15 protein-coding genes and 1 tRNA gene are annotated in these 14,167 nt (G+C 64.5%); 3 read left to right on the plus strand and 13 right to left on the minus strand.

Features of this window, described 5'->3' with window-relative positions; all coding sequences use genetic code 11:
* Window positions 1-39: 39 nt before the first annotated feature.
* From PKE80_RS15725 to PKE80_RS15765, 9 genes are all read right to left on the minus strand, one after another.
* A complete protein-coding gene (locus PKE80_RS15725; RefSeq protein WP_271183308.1) occupies window positions 40-225 on the minus strand; it encodes a hypothetical protein in 186 nt (61 codons plus the stop codon).
* The gene (locus PKE80_RS15730) at window positions 222-1,004 is read right to left on the minus strand and encodes an MBL fold metallo-hydrolase (RefSeq protein WP_271183309.1); all 783 of its coding nucleotides are present in this window, start codon (window positions 1,002-1,004) and stop codon (window positions 222-224) included. The genes PKE80_RS15725 and PKE80_RS15730 overlap by 4 nt, the downstream gene beginning before the upstream one ends.
* Window positions 1,001-1,780: a TatD family hydrolase gene (locus PKE80_RS15735; protein ID WP_271183310.1), complete on the minus strand. Its 780-nt coding sequence runs from the start codon at window positions 1,778-1,780 to the stop codon at window positions 1,001-1,003. The genes PKE80_RS15730 and PKE80_RS15735 overlap by 4 nt, the downstream gene beginning before the upstream one ends.
* Window positions 1,780-3,339 carry a methionine--tRNA ligase gene (metG, locus tag PKE80_RS15740; protein ID WP_271183311.1) on the minus strand — a complete coding sequence of 520 codons (1,560 nt, stop codon included), beginning with the start codon at window positions 3,337-3,339 and terminating at the stop codon, window positions 1,780-1,782. Before metG ends, PKE80_RS15735 begins: the two co-directional genes overlap by 1 nt.
* 83 nt (window positions 3,340-3,422) lie before the next feature.
* The gene (locus PKE80_RS15745; protein WP_271183312.1) at window positions 3,423-4,397 is read right to left on the minus strand and encodes a DNA polymerase III delta subunit-related protein; all 975 of its coding nucleotides are present in this window, start codon (window positions 4,395-4,397) and stop codon (window positions 3,423-3,425) included.
* Window positions 4,394-5,035 (minus strand): dTMP kinase, encoded by a 642-nt coding sequence (gene tmk, locus PKE80_RS15750; protein WP_271183313.1) that lies wholly within the window; start codon window positions 5,033-5,035, stop codon window positions 4,394-4,396. Before tmk ends, PKE80_RS15745 begins: the two co-directional genes overlap by 4 nt.
* Window positions 5,032-6,189 carry a D-alanyl-D-alanine carboxypeptidase family protein gene (locus PKE80_RS15755; RefSeq protein WP_008828664.1) on the minus strand — a complete coding sequence of 386 codons (1,158 nt, stop codon included), beginning with the start codon at window positions 6,187-6,189 and terminating at the stop codon, window positions 5,032-5,034. The genes tmk and PKE80_RS15755 overlap by 4 nt, the downstream gene beginning before the upstream one ends.
* 59 nt (window positions 6,190-6,248) lie before the next feature.
* On the minus strand, window positions 6,249-7,250 hold the full coding sequence (locus PKE80_RS15760; protein WP_271183314.1) for an SPOR domain-containing protein: 1,002 nt from the start codon (window positions 7,248-7,250) through the stop codon (window positions 6,249-6,251).
* Complete coding sequence (locus PKE80_RS15765) at window positions 7,234-8,241, minus strand: lytic murein transglycosylase (RefSeq protein WP_271183524.1); 1,008 nt, start codon at window positions 8,239-8,241, stop codon at window positions 7,234-7,236. Before PKE80_RS15765 ends, PKE80_RS15760 begins: the two co-directional genes overlap by 17 nt.
* A 161-nt stretch (window positions 8,242-8,402) precedes the next feature.
* On the opposite strand from PKE80_RS15765, the gene PKE80_RS15770 reads away from it, so the two are divergent.
* Window positions 8,403-8,492 (plus strand) — tRNA-Ser (locus PKE80_RS15770).
* Window positions 8,493-8,844: 352 nt separating this feature from the next.
* Here the strand turns inward: PKE80_RS15770 and acs are convergent.
* Window positions 8,845-10,794, minus strand: a complete 1,950-nt coding sequence (gene acs, locus PKE80_RS15775) for an acetate--CoA ligase (RefSeq protein ID WP_271183315.1) — start codon at window positions 10,792-10,794, stop codon at window positions 8,845-8,847.
* 257 nt (window positions 10,795-11,051) lie between these two features.
* Between acs and PKE80_RS15780 the strand changes: the two genes are divergently transcribed.
* Window positions 11,052-11,513 (plus strand): GNAT family N-acetyltransferase, encoded by a 462-nt coding sequence (locus tag PKE80_RS15780; RefSeq protein WP_271183316.1) that lies wholly within the window; start codon window positions 11,052-11,054, stop codon window positions 11,511-11,513.
* 85 nt (window positions 11,514-11,598) lie between these two features.
* Complete coding sequence (locus PKE80_RS15785; RefSeq protein ID WP_008832722.1) at window positions 11,599-11,916, plus strand: PilZ domain-containing protein; 318 nt, start codon at window positions 11,599-11,601, stop codon at window positions 11,914-11,916.
* Window positions 11,917-11,976: 60 nt separating this feature from the next.
* On the opposite strand, the gene lpdA is transcribed toward PKE80_RS15785, so the two are convergent.
* Genes lpdA through PKE80_RS15800 form a run of 3 tightly spaced genes read right to left on the minus strand, consistent with a single transcriptional unit; the run spans window position 11,977 to window position 14,166 of the window.
* Window positions 11,977-13,392 (minus strand): dihydrolipoyl dehydrogenase, encoded by a 1,416-nt coding sequence (gene lpdA / locus PKE80_RS15790; RefSeq protein WP_271183317.1) that lies wholly within the window; start codon window positions 13,390-13,392, stop codon window positions 11,977-11,979.
* A 2-nt stretch (window positions 13,393-13,394) separates the two neighbouring features.
* A complete protein-coding gene (locus tag PKE80_RS15795) occupies window positions 13,395-13,775 on the minus strand; it encodes an acyl-CoA thioesterase (RefSeq protein WP_008832724.1) in 381 nt (126 codons plus the stop codon).
* 1 nt (window position 13,776) lies between these two features.
* A complete protein-coding gene (locus PKE80_RS15800) occupies window positions 13,777-14,166 on the minus strand; it encodes an acyl-CoA thioesterase (RefSeq protein WP_271183318.1) in 390 nt (129 codons plus the stop codon).
* Window position 14,167: the final 1 nt, after the last annotated feature.

Here is a 14,167-nt window from a genome sequence, read left to right on the forward strand (position 1 = left end):
GAAATGATAATGATGATTATGTAAAGTAGAGGGTGGCGATCATGAGGTGATCTTCAGACCGGACCATTGGATTACCAGCACGAGGCTAATGATGACGGCTGCCCATATGGCTGCAAGGCGCAACGCCTGCCCGCCGCCGAGCCCGCGAATTTGCGGATTGCGCAATGCCAGGACCAAACAGCCGACGATGGAGATCATCGATACGATCATGGCAGTCAAGGTCATGGCGCGATCACCAGTCCATCATAAGCGACCTGCACGTTTGCAGGCACTGAGGCGCTCAGTGTGGCATAGTCCATGCTCTTGTCGAGATGCGTCAGCACGGCCGTGCTGACGCGGCACACTTCAACGAGTTCCAGCGACATGGCCAGATGTGAATGGGTCGGATGCGGTTCGCGGCGCAGGCAATCTACTATCAAGACGTCGCAACCATAGAACAGGTCTATCATTCCGCGTGTAATCTGATTGAAGTCTGTCGCATAACCGATTGATTTACCGTCGGCATCGAACAAAAATCCGGTCGAATCCATACCCCCATGTGGCATCTGGGTATGGCCGACGCGAAAACCTTCGCAAAGGCGTAGCGTGTCCAGATTCTCCAGCGAAATCAACGTTGGATAGCCATGCTGGCCGGCAAAGACGTATCCGAAGCGCTGCCGCAGCCGACGAACCGTTTCGGAATCTGCATAACCCGGAATCGGTCCGGCGCGGCCGTAGCGCAGCGGGCGAAGATCATCGATGCCGTGGCAGTGATCGGCGTGATCGTGCGTCCAGAATACTGCGTCTATGCGATGGATGTCATTCGCAAGGAGCTGCGCGCGCAGATCGGTCGGCGTATCGACCAGAATACGGGCTCCGGCATCGCTTTCGAGCAGGATCGCGACGCGCGTGCGCCGGTTTCGGGGCTCCTTGGGATCGCACAGGCCCCAGTCTGCCCCGTTATTCTCGCCGCCGAGCCGCGGTACTCCGGTGGATGTGCCGCTACCAAGGATCGTCACCTTCACGCGTAATGCGCCTTGGTAAACAGAGCGAAGAAATTGCGCGTCGTCACCTCGCCAAGATGCTCCACGCTGATCCCGCGCAAGGTCGCAACGAAAGCGGCGGTATCGGCCGTGAATGCCGGCTCGCACTTGCGGCCGCGATGTGGGACCGGTGCAAGAAACGGCGAATCGGTCTCCACAAGAAGCCGATCTTCAGGAACTGTTTTTACGAAGTCCTGCAAGTCCTTGGCATTCTTGAACGTCACGATGCCGGAAATACTGATCGTGAGGCCCAGATCGAGGACCTTGCGGCCGAAGTCCGCGCTGGCGGTGAAGCAGTGGATCAGCGCAGGGAAAGCGCCCTTCCCCATTTCCTCCTCAAGAATACGCGCGGTATCACCCTCGGCGTCGCGCGTGTGAATGATGATCGGGAGGCCGGTCTCACGCGCGACGGCGATATGCGTGCGGAACAATGCCTGCTGCACGTCGCGGTCGGACTTGTCGTAATAATAGTCGAGCCCGGTTTCGCCTATGCCGATCACGCGGGGATGGGCCGCGGCTTCGCGCAAGGCGCTCTCGCCGAGATCGGCATGCTGGTCCGCCTCATGCGGATGGATGCCGATCGAAGCCCATACGTCCGGTTCGCGCGCGGCGGTATCGACGACGCGGTCCCATTCCCGTTGCCGGGTCGAGATATTGAGGAACCCCTTGATCCCCGCCGCGCGCGCGCGAGCGAGAACGGCCTGCTGATCCTCGACCAGGCCCTCATACTCGAGATGGCAGTGGGAATCGATCAGCATCAGGCTGCCGCTTCCTCGGGCAATTCAAGGCGGGGGAACACGCCCTGCGGCTTGTCGACCTTGAACCCGGAAGCGACGAGTTCGTCAAACCACCCGGCCTCCGCTAGCGCCGCATAATTCCGGGCATCCGCGCCCTGTCCCATCTGGTCGAGTAACGCGTCGATTGCGGTGGGCACCACGGGCCTTACGGCAAGGGCAAGATCGCGCACGACGCGGAAGAGGGTCATCAGCACCGTCTCCATGCGTGCGGGATCGCTCTTGCGCAGTGCCCAGGGGGCCTGTTCGTCGACATACTGGTTGCAGGCGAAGACGCCGCGCATCCAGGCTTCCAGACCAGTGCTGAAATCGAGGGCGTCAAAGGCCGTACGCAGACCTGAGATGCCCTCGGCTACGGCGGCGAACAGTGCGGTGTCCGCCTCACTATATTCAAGCCCAGACTTCAAATCCCCATCCATGTTCTTGAAAATCATGGATAGGCTGCGCTGCGCTAGATTGCCGAAGCTATTCGCGAGCTCGGCATTGGTGCGGGTGACGATGGCTTCGGCCGACCACGAACCATCTTGTCCGAACGCGACTTCGCGCAGGAAGAAATAGCGCAGCGTATCGACGCCAAAGGTTGCGGCCAGCCCGATCGGATCGGTGACGTTGCCCAGTGACTTCGATTCCTTCTGCCCGCGATTGAGCAGGAAGCCGTGTCCGAAGACCTGCTTGGGCAGGTCCAGGCCTGCGCTCATCAGGAAGGCGGGCCAGTACACGGTGTGGAAGCGAACGATGTCCTTGCCGATCAGGTGAACGTCGGCAGGCCAGAACTTGGCGAAGTCGCCCTGCTCCTCGGGGAAGCCGAGACCGGTGATGTAGTTGGTCAGCGCATCGACCCACACGTACATGACGTGATTATCGCTCCCGGGAACCTTGATCCCCCAGTCGAAGCTGGTGCGTGAGACCGACAAGTCGCGAAGGCCACCTTCGACGAAGCGCTGGATCTCGTTGCGGCGGCTCTCGGGACGGATGAAGTCACCTGAAGCGTAGAGTTCCAGCAATTTGTCCTGATACCTGGATAAGCGAAAAAACCACGATTCCTCAACGGTCCATTCCACCGGAGTGCCCTGAGGCGACAGCTTCGCGCCACCTTCGCCAGCCTGCAGTTCGCTTTCGTCGTAATAAGCTTCGTCGCGGACCGAGTACCAGCCTTCGTAGCGATCGAGATAGAGGTCGCCGTTCGCTTCCATGCGGCGCCACAGTTCCTGAGTGGCGGCGTGGTGGCGCGGCTCAGTCGTGCGGATGAACACGTCATAACCGATATTCAGAATGTCGCACATTTCCTTGAAATACGACGACATTTCATCTGCCAGAGCAGCCGGCGCGGTATCGAGTTCGCGCGCCTTCTGGGCCATCTTCAGCCCATGCTCGTCCGTGCCGGTCTGGAACCGGACGTCGAAACCTTCCGCCTTCTTGAAACGGGCGATCACGTCCGCGGCGATGGCCTCGTAGGCATGGCCGATGTGTGGGCGTCCATTGGGGTAGCTGATGGCGGTAGTAATGTAATAGGGCTCGCCCATACGGCGTCGCGCTTTCCTGGCTGGTGTTTACAGGTCAATATTCAAACACGTTCCGAACTTCCCGCAGGAGTCCGGCGAACGCGCTAGCGTGCCGCTTCTCTAGGCATCGCGGCCGAGGCCAGCAACCCGCCAATTTCCATTATGAGGAGCCCGGCATCGAAATTGTAGGTCGGAGCCTGCGTCGCCAGCTTCGTAAGCGCGCCATAAGCCTCGATAAAGCCGAGTTGGCGATGGCGTGGCGCTTCGCGCAATTGGTGGACGAGGACCGCTCGGGCCAGTTCCAGCGCCGCCAGTTGGCGGTCGCGTGCCGGTCGCCCGCCCATCTCATCAGCAAGGGCGCCGCGAAGGAGGAAATCCGGGTCGCCGCGCTGGAGGATGCGCATCATCAGTTCGTGAACGGCACCGAGGTCATGCTCGACGATATCGAGCGCTACGCCGGGCGACCCTTGGGCAGCTGCGATCGCGGCGGAGCGCGCGGCGGCATCGGCTTGCGGTGCGTCGCGGCGGATGACAGCTTCGAGCTCCTCCCGGTCCAGCGCTGCGAAGCGCAGAACCCGGCACCGGGAACGGATGGTCGGCAGCAGGCGCCCAGGCTGGTGCGTGACGAGCAGGAAATAGGTTCCCGCCGGCGGTTCCTCTAGGGCCTTCAGAAGTGCGTTGACCGCCCCCTTTTCCATGTCGTCGGCAGGGTCGATGATGATCGCGCGGCGATCGCCCAGCGTCGGCTTGGTCGCGAGGCGGCGGATCATGCCGCGTACCTGGTCCACGGTGATGTTGCGCTTGGTCTGGTAGGGCTTGCCTTCAGCCTTCTTCTTTGCCTCGTCGTCGTTGGCGGGAAGGTGGTCTAGGATGTGGATGTCGGGATGGCTCTCGACATCGAGCACCGGGGCGCCGGGCTGACGGACCAGTTCGGCAGCGGCGGCGCGAGCGAACGCGCGCTTTCCGAGGCCCTTGCCGCCACTCAGCAGCCAGGCGTGGTGCATACGCTCGGACGCGATGGCGGCGAGCCATTCCTGCCACGCGGCATCCTGGCCGATAAAGGGCTTGTCCATGTTCACCCCAGCAACGGCGCCAGTGCAGCGAGGACCTGCGCTTGCGTGTCGTAAGGGTTTCCATCCCCGTCGACCCGGGCGAAGCGGGCGGGCTCTGCGTCGGCGAAGGCAGAAAACGCGCTGGCCACACGGGCATGGTAGGCGGCATCCCGGCCGCCGATACGGTCGCTGCCGTCGGTGTCGCGCAGGGCGAGCCTTTGCACGGCCACCGCCGGGGTTACCTCGATCAGCAGCGTCAGATCGGGCAGCAGGCCGTCGCTACCAATGGCGTGAAGGGCGGCGATGTCGCTGTCAGACAATCCGCCACCACCACCCTGATAGGCGCGGCTCGAATCGAGATAGCGATCGCAGATGACCCATGCGCCGCGTGCCAGTGCCGGGCGGATCAGGCGGTGGACGTGGTCGGACCGTGCGGCGGCGAACAGCAACGCCTCGGCACGCGGGTTCCAGCTTTCGCCGCCATCGCCCTCGACGCCATTGAGCAACAGGGCGCGGATTGCCTCCGCGCCCGGCGTTCCGCCCGGCTCGCGGGTGGTGACCACCTCCAGGCCAAGCCCACGCAGGGCTTCGGCCAGTAGTCGGGCCTGGGTGGACTTGCCCGCCCCTTCCCCGCCCTCGAGCGCGATGAATCGACCCTGCATCATGTGAACAGGTTGATAAGCCCGTTCAGCAGCCTGTCCAGCCATCCGGCAGTCCCCACGTCACGCCCCGCGTAGAGCGGCACGCGGCCCGGTGCGAGCCCGGCGACGCGGATCTCCAGTTCGCCGACCTGCTCGCCCTTGCGGATCGGCGCCTTGATCGGTCCGCTGTAGTGGACGGCAAGCGTGATGCCCGGCTGAGTGCCGCGCGGGATGGTGGCGTGAACCTCGCGGTTGGCGACGAGCGGCAGCGAGCGGGCGTCGCCGCCTTGAACCTTGGCCTGCGCGATCGTCTGGCCCTGGTCGAAGAGGTGGCGGGTGTCCCACGCGGCAAAGCCCCATTCGAGCAGCGCCTTTGCCGCATCGTCGCGCACCTTGGGCAGCGGCGATCCCGCCAGCACCATGACGAGGCGGCGCCCCCCACGCTCGGCCGTGCCGAGAAAGTTGTAGCCAGCCTCGCGGGTATATCCGGTCTTGATGCCGTCCGCGCCGGGCACGACGCCCACCGTCGGGTCGTGGCTGCGCATGTGGACGTCACGCCAGATCCAGTGCTTGTGACCGGAAAACTCGCGGTAAAGATCAGGATAGCGCGTGATCATCGCATCGGCGAGGCGCACCAGATCGCTGGCGGTGACGTAGGTGTTGCCCTCGTCCATCCAGCCGTTGGGCGTGTTGTAGTGACTGCGCGTCATGCCGAGGCGCCGCGCGGCGTCGTTCATCTTCGCCGCCCAGCCCTGCACGCTGCCCGCATAGCCCTCGCCCAGCACGACGGCGGCATCGTTCGCCGAAGCGGTCATGATGCCATGGAGCAGGTCGCGCGTGGTCGGCCTGTCCTTGGTCGTGATGTACATGTTGGTGCCCTTGGCGAACCATTCCTTCTCGGTCTCGGGTCGCTCCTGGAACTGGCGGTCCATGCGGAGACGGCCCGCGCCGATTTCCTCGAAGGCGACGTAAGCGGTCATCACCTTGGTCACCGAGGCGGGCAGGAAGGGCGTATCGGGATGTTTCTGCGCCAGCACCTGGCCGGAGCCGAGATCGACCAGCAGACTTACCGGGATCGGCGCAACCTGCGGCGGCGGGGCCGGGATGGAGGCGGCCGAGGCACTCGCCGGTATGGTCACGGCCAGTGCCAGCTTCACGATATTGGAAAACGACTTCAAGACCCGACTTCTCCCGCGCGCCTGTCGGCGTCTGGCTGCGCGCGGGAGACGTTTCAGGTTCAGTCCGCGCCGAGGATTCGGGCATCCCTATAGCCCGCGCCTTTCGCCTTCTCCAGCGCCGGCGCGGCTTTTGCACGGTTCGCGTAAGGACCGAGCCGCACGCGCCAGAACTTGCCTGCCGGGGACATGCTGCCACCGAGTTGCGCGGCGACCTTGCGAGCCGAGGATTCGGAGGAAAACGCGGCTACCTGTACGTAAGTCGAGCCCTTATCGGCAGGTTTGAGCGCTTCCGGTTTGGGCTTCGCCGCCGGAGCAGCGGGCTTCGGAGCGGGGGCCTTGGGCGGCGAAGGGGGCACCGTTTGCGACGGGCGGGCGGCGGGCCGTACGGCCGGGGCGACGGATGCGGGCCTGGCTACCTTCGGTGCCGCTGCCGGCTTCGCGGCCGGAGCCTTGACTATCGCAGGCGGTTCTCCCGCAGGCATTGCCGGCGGCGTGGAAGGCGGCGGGACCAGCGGCGACTGGTCCGCCAGCTTGCGGCGCAGGACCTTGAGCAGTCCTTCGGGCGTTTCCATGCGCTCCGGCGCCCGGCCGCCGGCCCGAAGGAGCGCGCGCTCCTGCTCCGGCGGATTGACGCGGCGTACCCGCACTTGCGCCCTGGCGCCAGGAGCGAGACCGAGCTGCGCCGAAGCATCGGCCGACAGTTCGATGAGTGCATCGTTTACCATCGGGCCGCGCCTCTCGATCCGCACGAGGATGGTGCGGCCGGTGTCGAGCGCGGTCACTTCTGCATAGCTGGGCAAAGGCAAAGTCTTGTGCGCGGCGGTCACGCCGGTGCCTTCGCCGGTGATGACGCCGCCGACCGCGTCGTAGTTGAGCTGGTCGGTCGGCGTCCAGACGGTGCTGCCGACGGTGAAGGGTTCGCCGACGACGACCGGATAATCGGCGGCAGGCCCCGTAGCAGGAGCAGCGACCTGCGGAGTGCGGGAAGCGGCCAAGGCCCCTCCCGAACCGAGCAGGATCAGCGCCGCAAGCGGCAGGGCATGGTTAACGGGCAATCTCATCTGCAAGCAACCCCACGGACATGGCGTAGTAGTTCGAGCAGTTGTACTGGAGGATCACCCGATAATTACCGGTTAACAGATAAGCCGGAGTGCCCGGACCGTCGGGCTGGAACAGCGAGGCGAGGACATCGCCGCCGATCGCGCCCTGCGGCGCCACGCCAAGGGCGCGCCATTGCGAAACCGGCTTCCACTGCGAATGGCGCGCATGAACTGCGGCGCATGACGGCGACGACAACTTCGTCGCATAGGCGTTTACGTTGAACCCGGACGGCAGGCTGGCCCGCACGCCCCAGGGCTCACCGGTGCGCCAACCGGCGTCGCGGAAATAATTCGCGATCGAGGCCAGCGTGTCGGCCGAACTGGAGAAGATATCCGCCCGCCCGTCCCCGTCGCCATCGACGGCGAGGCGCAAGTAGACGCTCGGCAGGAACTGGGGATACCCGAAGGCCCCTGCCCAGCTGCCCTTGAGTTGCGAACGCGGCACGCCCCGGTCGACCATCTTCATCAGCGCGATAAGCTCGCTCTCGAACAGCTCGCGGCGGCGCCCTTCCCAGGCCAGCGTCGCCAGCGAGCGCGCGAGGTCGAAGTCGCCTGTGTAGCTGCCGAAATTGGTCTCATGCCCCCAGATCGCGAAGAGAATCGGCGCGGGCACGCCATACCGCCGCTCGATCTGCGGCAGGATCGAGGCAAGTGAAGTATAGCGCGACTTGCCGCGCGCCACGATCGAACTGCCCACGTGCTGCGCGATATAAGGCGCCAGTGGCGGCGGCGCCCCGCGGCTGCCGGGCTGCGAGGTATCGAGCGCGATGACCCTCTCGTTGGGCGTGAGGCCGGTCAGCACGCTGGTGATGGCGGCTTCGCTCACACCTTGGGATCGGGCATGCGAGGCGACCGTGCGCAAGTAATCGGGAAAGGACTCCGGCTGCGCGCAGGCCTGCGCGGCGGGAAGCGCAAGCACGATGGCGAAGACGGGAAGACGCAGGGATCGCATGAAGGTTGCAAAGGTCATCGCGAGGAAACTTCGCACAAAGCGGTCCGGTTGCAAATGGCCCGCTGCGCCTCATCGTGGACAGTCGCCGCAAGCCCGATGCCCTTCACCGAGCATCAACCCCTTGCGCCCGCGCCACTTTGGGCTATGCGCAGGAATAGAGCGGACAGGTGGCCGAGTGGTTTAAGGCAGCGGTCTTGAAAACCGCCGTGGGTGCAAGCTCACCGTGGGTTCGAATCCCACCCTGTCCGCCACTTGCTTTCGTCATCCGCTATCGCCGCCTTTGCTCTGTCTCTCGATGCGCCACTTGTGACGAGCAAGCCGCGTGATCGGTCGGGAGCAGCGGCGGCAATCGCTGCGATAGTGCGAGCCATCCCATTCAACCGAACGGCGAGGGCGATGGCGATTGAACAAACAGAAAAAGCGCCCGAAAGCCACGCTTAGCCCCCATACATGCAGAAAATTGAGACCAGATAATTCGCCGCCCCCTTCAGGCTCAACGAAACAAATCCGTCGCATTTCTCCGTGCATTTGCGGAAGAGCAAGGCGCCGCGAATAGTGAGAGCCTGCGCCATTCGGCGCGGGCTCTCATCGTTGCGTCTCAGTTCAGGCGCTGACGGGTTGGGGCCGGTTTGCCAGCAGGTTGTCGACCACCGACGGATCAGCCAGCGTCGAGGTATCCCCCAAGTTGGAGACGTCGTTCTCGCCGATCTTGCGCAGGATGCGGCGCATGATCTTCCCCGAGCGGGTCTTGGGCAGGCCCGGTGCGAACTGGATTACGTCTGGCGTGGCGATCGGGCCGATCTCGTGGCGCACCCACGCGATGAGTTCCTTGCGCAAGGCGTCGTCGGGCTCAACTTCGGCGTTGCAGGTGACGAAAGCGTAGATGCCCTGCCCCTTGATCTCGTGCGGCATGCCTACAACCGCCGCTTCCGCCACCTTGGGGTGAGCGACGAGTGCGCTTTCGATCTCCGCGGTGCCCATGCGATGCCCGGAGACGTTGATGACATCGTCGATGCGGCCGGTGATCCAGTAGTAGCCGTCCTCGTCCCGGCGGCAGCCGTCACCGGTGAAGTACGTGCCCTTGAAGGTGCTGAAATAGGTCTGGAAGAAGCGCTCGTGATCGCCCCAGACGGTGCGCATCTGGCCGGGCCAGCTGTCTGTGATGACGAGGCAGCCATCGCCCGGCCCCTCGATCTCCTTGCCGTCGTTGTCGAGCAGTTTCGGCTGCACGCCGAACATCGGGCGGGTGGCGGAGCCGGGCTTGAGCGGGGTCGCGCCGGGAAGCGGTGAGATCATCACGCCGCCGGTCTCGGTCTGCCACCAAGTATCGACGATCGGGCAACGCCCCTCGCCCACGACCTCGTGATACCAGGACCATGCCTCCGGGTTGATCGGCTCGCCTACCGAGCCGAGGAGGCGCAGCGACTGGCGGCTGGTCTTCTTCACCCAGTCGTCGCCTTCGCGCATGAGCGCACGCAGAGCGGTGGGGGCACCGTAGAAAATCTCGACGCCGAACTTGTCGACGACCTGCCAGAAACGGCTGGGATCGGGGAAGTTGGGGACGCCTTCGAACATCACGGTGGTCGCACCGTTCATCAGCGGGCCGTAGACGACGTAGCTGTGGCCGGTGACCCACCCGATGTCGGCCGCGCACCAGTAGATCTGGCCGGGGCGGTAGTCGAAGACGTACTCGTGGGTCATTGAGGCCCATACCGAATAGCCGCCGGTGGTGTGCAACACGCCCTTGGGCTTTCCGGTGGAGCCCGAAGTGTAGAGGATGAACAGCGGGTCTTCCGCGCTCATTTCGACCGGCTCGCATTCGGCGGCCTGGTCGGCGATGGCCGAGGCCCAGTCGATGTCGCGACCCTCGGCCATCGGTACGCCGGACTTGGTGTGCGCGAGGACGATCACGCTGTCGACGCCGGGACAGGCCTTGAGCGCCTCATCGACATTGGCCTTGAGCGGGACTTTCTTACCCCCGCGCAGGCCCTCGTCGGCAGTGAGGACGACGCGGCTGTCGCAATCCTGGATGCGGCCCGCCAGCGCGTCCGGCGAGAACCCGGCGAAGACGATCGAGTGGATTGCGCCGATCCGCGCGCAGGCCAGCATGGCAACGGCCGCTTCCGGCACCATCGGCAGGTAGAGAGTGACGCGCTCACCCTTCCGGACGCCGCGCGCCTTGAGGAGATTGGCCAAGCGGCAGACCTGCTCGTGCAACTGGCGGTAAGTGATGCGGCGCTCGGGAGCGGTAGGACTGTCCGGCTCCCACAGGATCGCGATCTGGTCGCCACGCTCCACGAGATGACGGTCGAGGCAGTTGGCCGAGAGGTTCAGGGTGCCGTCGGTGAACCACGAAATGCCGAAATCCTCTTCGTGGAAGCTGGTCTGCTTTACCACGCTGAAGGGCTTGATCCAGTCTATCCGCCGCGCTTCCTCACGCCAGAACGCTTCGGGCTCGGAAACCGACCTTTCGTACATCTCCTGATAGCGGGCATCGTCGATCAGGGCGTTCCGGCTCCACTCGGCGGGAACGGGATAGACGGCCTCGGCCATGCGGATTCTCCTCTCATATCGTAGGGTCGGGCTCTCCCGGCCTTGCATGTTGCATAGCACAATGGACCCGGGCCGTTCCCATTGGACAATGGTAGAACGGGCCGGGCGGAATCTCGTGCCGTTTCGACGAAGATGGCGGGCGATCTGATCTCGATCAAGGTGCATCGCATGATCGCGGTCTAGAGATTCGGCATTCCATCGAAAGGTACGCCTTCCATGATCGTCACCCTCCCCACCCGTTCGGGCATGACCTCGACGTGCGCCCGGCGACCGAGGCGGATGCACCCGCGCTGACCGATTTCTTCGCCCGCGTGACGGACGAGGATCGCCGCTTCCGTTTCCTGTCGGCGACCGAGCACGTCGGGCCGGTATTGCTGGAGCCGCTGGTCCACGCCGACCACTTCCGGACCGAATCGTGGGTCGGGATCAACCAGGCCAGCGGGCAGATCGTCGCGTCGGGGCTGTTGGCTTGTGACGGACCGCTGGATACCGGCGAGATCGCCATTTCGGTCTGCGGCAATCACCGCGGCAAAGGGATCGGCTGGGCCATGCTCGATTACCTCTCGGCCCAGGCCAAGGTCCGTGGCTGTCGCCGCGCCATTTCCATCGAGAGCCGTGACAATCGCGCCGCCATCGACCTCGAACGCGAAAGGGGCTTCAGGCCTGAACCGTTCGACGGCGATCCCGGGCTGGTCGTACTGGAAAAGACCTTCCGCTGAATAGGGTGGCAGCGTACGCGCGCCCGAATGCTAACGCGCTGGTAACCTGTTTTGCGGCATGGGGTTCTCCCCCCAAGGAGACCCCATGCGCGATTCCCTCAAGCCCGGCCCGGCCGAAAGTCGGACCCCTCGTTCCGCACGCGTCGGCGTGTCGATCCTGTGCGAGGTGCGTCAGGGAACCCGTCCGTGGAAACCGGCGCGACTGGAGGACTTGTCGCCCGGAGGCTTCCGCATCGGCATGTTGCCCGATGCCCGGATGGAAGTGCCGCTGCGTATCCGCATCCCCGGCCTGCAGTTGCTAAGCGCACGCATCTGCTGGGTGCGCGAAGGCGCCGTCGGTTGCGAATTCGCCGAGCCCCTGCACGTGGCCGTGTTCGAGCATATCGTGCGCGCCGCCGGCTGATACGAAAAAGGGCGGACCTTGCGGCCCGCCCTCTTCGTTTTTCCAGACCTTGCGGCGCGATCAGATGTGGATCGCGCGGCCGTAGGCGGCGAGGGTCGCCTCGTGCATCGTCTCCGAGATCGTCGGGTGCGGGAACACGGTGTTCATCAGTTCCGCCTCGGTGGTCTCCAGCGTCTTGCCGACGACGTAGCCCTGGATCATCTCGGTCACTTCGGCGCCGATCATGTGGGCACCGAGCAGCTCGCCGGTCTTGGCATCGAACACGGTCTTCACGAAGCCTTCCGGCTCGCCCAGCGCGATCGCCTTGCCGTTGCCGATGAACGGGAAAGTGCCGGCCTTGACCTCGTAGCCCTCTTCCTTGGCCTTGGCTTCCGTCAGGCCGACCGAGGCGATCTGCGGGTGGCAGTAGGTGCAGCCCGGAATGTTGCGGCGGTCCAGAGCGTGCGGGTGCACTTCCTTGTTGCCCAGTTCCTTGGCGATCGATTCGGCGGTGGTAACGCCTTCATGGCTGGCCTTGTGGGCAAGCCACGGACCCTTCACGCAGTCGCCGATCGCCCAGACGCCGGGGACGTTGGTGCGGCCATAGTCGTCCACCTTGACGAAGAACTTCTCGTCCGGCTCGATCTTGAGTTCTTCCAGGCCGATGTTCTCGACGTTCGGGACGATGCCGATGGCGACGATGACGTGGCTGAATTCCTGCGTCTCTTCCTTGCCGCCCTTCGGGGTGATCTTGACCGAGACGCCCTTGTCCGAAGCCTTGACGTCGCTCGCCTTGGCGCCGGTGAGGATCTTCATCCCCTGCTTGGTCAGCGCCTTTTCGAGGAAGGCCGAGACGTCCTTGTCCTCGACCGGGACGATGCGGTCCATCATCTCCACGACCGTCACGTCGACGCCCATGTCGTTGTAGAAGCTGGCGAACTCGATGCCGATCGCGCCCGAGCCGAGGACCAGCAGCTTCGTCGGCATTTCCTTGGGCGTCATCGCATGGCGGTAGGTCCAGATGCGGTTGCCGTCCGACTTGGCGCCGGGCAGTTCGCGCGCACGGGCGCCGGTGGCGATGATGATGTGCTTGGCCGAGAGGGTTTCGGCACCCTTCTCGCCGGTCACTTCCAGCTTGCCCGGAGCCACCAGCTTGCCGGTGCCCATGTGGACGGTGATCTTGTTCTTCTTCATCAGGTGCGTGACGCCCTGATTGAGCTGCTTGGCCACGCCGCGCGAGCGCTTGACGATCGCGTCGAGGTCGGCGGTGATGTTTTCCGCCGCGAGGCCATAGTCCTTGGCGTGCTTCATGTGGTGCAGGATCTCGGCCGAGCGCAGCAGCGCCTTGGTCGGGATGCAGCCCCAGTTGAGGCAGATGCCGCCGAGCAGTTCGCGCTCGACGATGGCGGTCTTGAGGCCAAGCTGCGCGCTGCGGATCGCCGCGACATAGCCGCCGGGGCCGGAACCGAGAACGATGACGTCGTAAGAATCAGCCACTCTTAACTCTCCTGTTCGATCGCGCGGGGGCGGCCCGCGTCGTCGATTGCGACGAAGGTGAAGACCGCTTCGGTCACCTTCACCTGTTCTTCTTCATGCCGGTGGCGCCGCCAGGCCTCGATGCCGATGGTCATCGAGGAGCGGCCCACTTTCCTGAGTTCACCGTAGACGCTGACTTCGTCGCCCACCTTGACCGGCTTGTGGAACTGCATGCCGTCCATCGCGATGGTGACCGCGCGGCCATGCGAGTGGCGCGCGGCGATCAGGCCGGCGCCCATGTCCATCAGGCTCATCAGCCAGCCACCGAAGATGTCGCCATAAGCATTGGCATCGGCGGGCATCGCGGTGATGCGGATGACGGGTTCGCGGTATTCTTCCGCCATTTCAGACGATCTCCGAAGTCGCGGCGATGGGCCTGGGGCGGTCGTTTTCATCCAGCGTCACGAATGTGAACAGCCCGGTGGCGACTTCCACCTGATGCTCGCTCGCCCGCGCCCGGCCAAAGCCGCGCGTGGCGATCGTCATCGAAGTGCGCCCCGTCCGCTGCACGCTCGCATAGACGTTGAGTTCGTCGCCCACGAGCATGACGCCGGGAAAGGTGAAGTCGGTCGCCCCCACCACCACGGCCTTGTGGCCGGTGCGGCGGGTGACCAGCGAGGCGGCGCCAAGGGCAAGCTGGCTCATCAGCCAGCCGCCGAAAACGCCGCCATAGGGGTTGAGGTCGGTGGGCATCGCGGTGACGCGGATGACCAGCTCTCCGGCCTCGAACTCCATA

Origin of the sequence: Novosphingobium resinovorum (assembly GCF_027922145.1) — a bacterium.
GTDB lineage: Bacteria > Pseudomonadota > Alphaproteobacteria > Sphingomonadales > Sphingomonadaceae > Novosphingobium > Novosphingobium resinovorum.